Origin of the sequence: Bacteroides sp. D55t1_190419_B8, assembly GCF_015558905.1 — a bacterium.
Taxonomy (GTDB): domain Bacteria; phylum Bacteroidota; class Bacteroidia; order Bacteroidales; family Bacteroidaceae; genus Bacteroides; species Bacteroides vicugnae.
Genome location: NZ_JADMOU010000056.1, coordinates 3,711 through 5,258 on the forward strand (window position 1 = coordinate 3,711; position 1,548 = coordinate 5,258).

At 49.5% G+C, this 1,548-nt stretch carries 1 rRNA gene; it reads right to left on the reverse strand.

Going from position 1 to position 1,548, the window contains the following annotated elements:
• Positions 1-7: 7 nt before the first annotated feature.
• Positions 8-1,536, reverse strand: a 16S ribosomal RNA gene (locus tag I2I13_RS24195).
• Positions 1,537-1,548 lie beyond the last annotated feature (12 nt).

The following is a 1,548-nucleotide window of genomic DNA, read 5'->3' on the forward strand; positions in this document are numbered from 1 at the left end:
ACTCCAGAAAGGAGGTGTTCCAGCCGCACCTTCCGGTACGGCTACCTTGTTACGACTTAGCCCCAATTACCAGTTTTACCCTAGGACGCTCCTTGCGGTTACGTACTTCAGGTACCCCCGGCTTTCATGGCTTGACGGGCGGTGTGTACAAGGCCCGGGAACGTATTCACCGCGCCATGGCTGATGCGCGATTACTAGCGAATCCAGCTTCACGAAGTCGGGTTGCAGACTTCGATCCGAACTGAGAGAGGTTTTTGGGATTAGCATCCTGTCACCAGGTAGCTGCCTTCTGTACCCCCCATTGTAACACGTGTGTAGCCCCGGACGTAAGGGCCGTGCTGATTTGACGTCATCCCCACCTTCCTCACATCTTACGACGGCAGTCTCTCCAGAGTCCTCAGCATGACCTGTTAGTAACTGAAGATAAGGGTTGCGCTCGTTATGGCACTTAAGCCGACACCTCACGGCACGAGCTGACGACAACCATGCAGCACCTTCACATTTGCCTTGCGGCTATATAGTTTCCTACATATTCAAATGCAATTTAAGCCCGGGTAAGGTTCCTCGCGTATCATCGAATTAAACCACATGTTCCTCCGCTTGTGCGGGCCCCCGTCAATTCCTTTGAGTTTCACCGTTGCCGGCGTACTCCCCAGGTGGAATACTTAATGCTTTCGCTTGGCCGCTTACTGTATATCGCAAACAGCGAGTATTCATCGTTTACTGTGTGGACTACCAGGGTATCTAATCCTGTTTGATACCCACACTTTCGAGCATCAGTGTCAGTGACAGTCTAGTGAGCTGCCTTCGCAATCGGAGTTCTTCGTGATATCTAAGCATTTCACCGCTACACCACGAATTCCGCCCACCTCTACTGTACTCAAGACTGCCAGTTTCAACTGCAATTTTACGGTTGAGCCGCAAACTTTCACAACTGACTTAACAATCCACCTACGCTCCCTTTAAACCCAATAAATCCGGATAACGCTCGGATCCTCCGTATTACCGCGGCTGCTGGCACGGAGTTAGCCGATCCTTATTCATATGGTACATACAAAATTCCACACGTGGAATACTTTATTCCCATATAAAAGAAGTTTACAACCCATAGGGCAGTCATCCTTCACGCTACTTGGCTGGTTCAGACTTACGTCCATTGACCAATATTCCTCACTGCTGCCTCCCGTAGGAGTTTGGACCGTGTCTCAGTTCCAATGTGGGGGACCTTCCTCTCAGAACCCCTATCCATCGTAGTCTTGGTGGGCCGTTACCCCGCCAACAAACTAATGGAACGCATCCCCATCGATAACCGAAATTCTTTAATATCAATCTCATGCGGGATTGATATGCTATCGGATATTAATCTTTCTTTCGAAAGGCTATCCCCGAGTTATCGGCAGGTTGGATACGTGTTACTCACCCGTGCGCCGGTCGCCATCTTCACTTTGCAAGCAAAATGAAATGCTGCCCCTCGACTTGCATGTGTTAAGCCTGTAGCTAGCGTTCATCCTGAGCCAGGATCAAACTCTTCATTGTAAAAGTATTTTT